This is a genomic window from Pseudomonas sp. NFPP25 (assembly GCF_900116505.1).
Lineage (GTDB): Bacteria > Pseudomonadota > Gammaproteobacteria > Pseudomonadales > Pseudomonadaceae > Aquipseudomonas > Aquipseudomonas protegens.
This window is the reverse complement of sequence record NZ_FPBG01000008.1, coordinates 200306-203575: the sequence shown is the minus strand read 5'-3', so window position 1 is coordinate 203575 and position 3270 is coordinate 200306. Positions and strand designations below refer to the sequence as shown.

The following is a 3270-nucleotide window of genomic DNA, read 5'->3' as shown; positions in this document are numbered from 1 at the left end:
GGCGCGGGGCAACACAGGCGCTGGCCCTGCCGGCGCCTGGACACCCGGTTTCATTCATCTGGAACACCGCTCACTACGGCAGCACGGTGTTCTGTAAGGGGGCTCGCCGCTGGCCGGTGCAGCCCGCCCTCAACGGACTTGTGGTCATCTATGGAAAAGTCGAAGTTTCGCAAAATCGGTATGGGGCTGTTGCTGGTGGTTGTGGCCGGGTTGATTTTCTATACGGTGCAGGCGCCGGCGGAGCCGCCGCAGTACCTGACCGCCAAGGTCGAACGGGGGGATATCGAGAACGCGGTCCTGGCCTCGGGCCTGCTCGAAGGCATCAAGCAGGTGGATGTCGGGGCCCAGGTCTCCGGGCAGTTGAAGTCGCTCAAGGTCAAGGTCGGGGACAAGGTGAAAAAGGGCCAGTGGCTGGCGGAAATCGACCCGCTGGTGCTGCAGAACACCCTGCGCCAGGCCCAGGTGGACGAGGAGAACCTGCAGGCCAAGCGCCGCGCCACTGCGGCCCAGCTCAAGGAAACCAAGGCCATCTACGAGCGCTACCGTGACTTGCAGTCCGACGCCTCGATTTCCCAGCAGGATTACGAGACCGCCGAATCCAACTACGAGGTGCAGCGGGCCAACCTGCTGTCCCTGGACGCGCAGATCAAGAGCGCGCACATCCAGATCGACACCGCCAAGGTCAACCTGGCCTACACCCGCATCGTCGCGCCGATCGATGGCGATGTGGTGGGGGTGGTGACCCAGGAAGGCCAGACGGTGATCGCCAACCAGCTGGCGCCGGTGCTGCTCAAACTGGCGGACCTGGACACCATGACCGTCAAGGCCCAGGTTTCGGAGGCCGATGTGATCCATATCGCCCCCGGCCAACAGGTGTACTTCACCATCCTCGGCGAGGCGGAAAAACGCTACTACGCCAAACTGCGGGGCACTGAGCCGGCGCCGCAGAACTTTCTCGAAACCCAGACCGCCGGCACCCCCAAGCAGAACACCGCGGTGTTCTACAACGCGCTGTTCGACGTGCCCAACCCGGACCATCGGCTGCGCATTTCCATGACTGCCCAGGTGCGCATCGTGCTGGATACCGCCAAGGACGTGCTGATGGTACCGGTGGCGGCCCTGGGCCCGCGCAATGCCGACGGCAGCTTCGCGGTGCGGGTGCTGGACGCCAAGGGCCATGCCCAGGCGCGCAACGTCAGCACCGGGATCAACAACAACGTCAAGGTGCAGATCAAGGACGGCCTGGCGGAGGGTGACCGGGTGGTGATTGGTGATCCGCTGCCCGGCACGGCAGGGGCCTGAGCATGAGCGAGCCCCTGCTGCACCTCACCGGCATCAGCCGCAGCTTCACCGCCGGGGATCGGGAGTTCCTGGCCCTCAAGCACATCGACCTGAGCATCCAGGCCGGGGAAATGGTGGCGATCACCGGGGCCTCGGGGTCGGGCAAGTCGACCCTGATGAACATCCTCGGCTGCCTGGACTACGCCACCGCCGGCAGCTACAAGGTCAACGGCCGGGAAACCCGCGACCTCGACGACCAGGCCCTGGCGGAACTGCGCCGCGACTACTTCGGCTTCATCTTCCAGCGCTACCACTTGCTGCCGCACCTGAGCGCCATGCACAACGTCGAGATGCCGGCGATCTACGCCGGTACCCCGCAAGTCAGGCGCCATGGCCGGGCCCGGGAACTGCTGGCGCGCCTGGGTTTGTCCGGGCACCTGGGCCACCGGCCCAGCCAGCTCTCCGGCGGCCAGCAGCAGCGAGTGAGCATCGCCCGGGCGCTGATGAACGGCGGCGAAGTGATACTCGCCGACGAACCCACCGGTGCCCTGGACACCGCCAGCGGCAAGGAGGTGATGAACATCCTCCAGGAACTGCACGGCCTGGGGCACACGGTGATCATCGTCACCCACGACCCCAAGGTGGCGGCCAACGCCCAGCGCATCATCGAAGTGCGCGACGGCGAGATCGTCAGCGACCGGGCCAACCCGCGCCCGGCGGACGAGGCGCCGAGCGAGCCACCGGTCAGCGTGCGGCCCGCCGGTGCGCGGCGCCTGGTGGCCAGCCTGGGGCTGTTCAAGGAGGCCTTCGTGATGGCCTGGGTGGCGCTGGTCTCGCACCGTATGCGCACCCTGCTGACCATGCTCGGGATCGTCATCGGCATCACCTCGGTGGTGTCCATCGTGGCCATCGGCGAGGGCGCCAAGCGCTACGTGCTCAAGGACATCCAGGCCATTGGCAGCAACACCATCGACATCTTCCCCGGGGCCAGTTTCGGCGACAGCCGGGCGGCGGCGATCCAGACCCTGATGCCCGCCGACGTGACGGCCCTGAACCAGCTGTACTACGTCGACAGTGCCACGCCCATGGTCGGCCGCAGCCTGTTGCTGCGCTACGGCAACATCGACCTCAACGCCACGGTCAACGGCGTCAGCCACCTGTATTTCCAGGTTCGCGACATCAAGCTGGCCAGCGGCATTTCCTTCAGCGAGAACGACGCGCGGCGCCAGGCCCAGGTGGTGGTGATCGACCACAACACCCGCAACCGCCTGTTCGGGCCGGATGTCGACCCGCTGGGGCAGGTGATCCTGGTGGGCAACCTGCCGTGCACGGTGATCGGCGTGACCCGGGAGAACAAGAACATGTTCGCCGCCAGCAACCTGCTGAACGTCTGGCTGCCCTACGAGACCGCCGCCGGGCGGGTGCTCGGCCAGCGCCACCTGGACAGCATCAGCGTGCGGATCAAGGACGGCCAGCCGAGCAAAGTGGTGGAGGAGCATGTGAAGAAGCTGATGGAGCAGCGCCACGGCACCAAGGATTTCTTCACCAACAACCTCGACAGCATCATGCAGACGGTGCAGCGCACCAGCCGCTCCCTGGCCCTGCTGCTGTCGCTGATCGCGGTGATTTCCCTGGTGGTGGGGGGAATCGGGGTGATGAACATCATGCTGGTGTCGGTCACCGAGAGGACCCGGGAGATCGGCATCCGCATGGCGGTGGGGGCCCGGCAGTCGGATATCCGCCAGCAGTTCCTGGTGGAGGCGGTGATGGTCTGCCTGATCGGCGGGGCCATCGGCATCAGCCTGTCGTTCGCCATCGGCTACCTGTTCACCCTGTTCATCAAGGAGTGGGAGATGGTGTTTTCCATGGGGTCGATCATTACCGCGTTCGCCTGTTCGACCCTGATCGGCATCGTCTTCGGCTTCGTTCCAGCGCGCAACGCCGCGCGCCTGGATCCCATCGAGGCCCTGGCCCGGGATTGACAGGCCG

The 3270-nt window shown here is 65.8% G+C and carries 2 protein-coding genes; both read left to right on the top strand.

Annotated elements, in window-relative coordinates; genetic code table 11:
* The first annotated feature begins 150 nt into the window (after positions 1-150).
* The gene (gene macA / locus BM382_RS28430; protein ID WP_011060449.1) at positions 151-1302 is read left to right on the top strand and encodes a macrolide transporter subunit MacA; all 1152 of its coding nucleotides are present in this window, start codon (positions 151-153) and stop codon (positions 1300-1302) included.
* A gap of 2 nt (positions 1303-1304) precedes the next feature.
* Positions 1305-3263, top strand: coding sequence for a MacB family efflux pump subunit (locus BM382_RS28425; RefSeq protein ID WP_011060450.1), 1959 nt, complete (start codon positions 1305-1307; stop codon positions 3261-3263).
* Positions 3264-3270 lie beyond the last annotated feature (7 nt).

What these genes read in the sequence shown, in the direction of transcription:
- macA (WP_011060449.1), top strand. Translation starts at nt 151, where the DNA reads ATGGAAAAGTCGAAGTTTCGCAAAATCGGTATGGGGCTGTTGCTGGTG.
- BM382_RS28425 (WP_011060450.1), top strand. Translation starts at nt 1,305, where the DNA reads ATGAGCGAGCCCCTGCTGCACCTCACCGGCATCAGCCGCAGCTTCACC.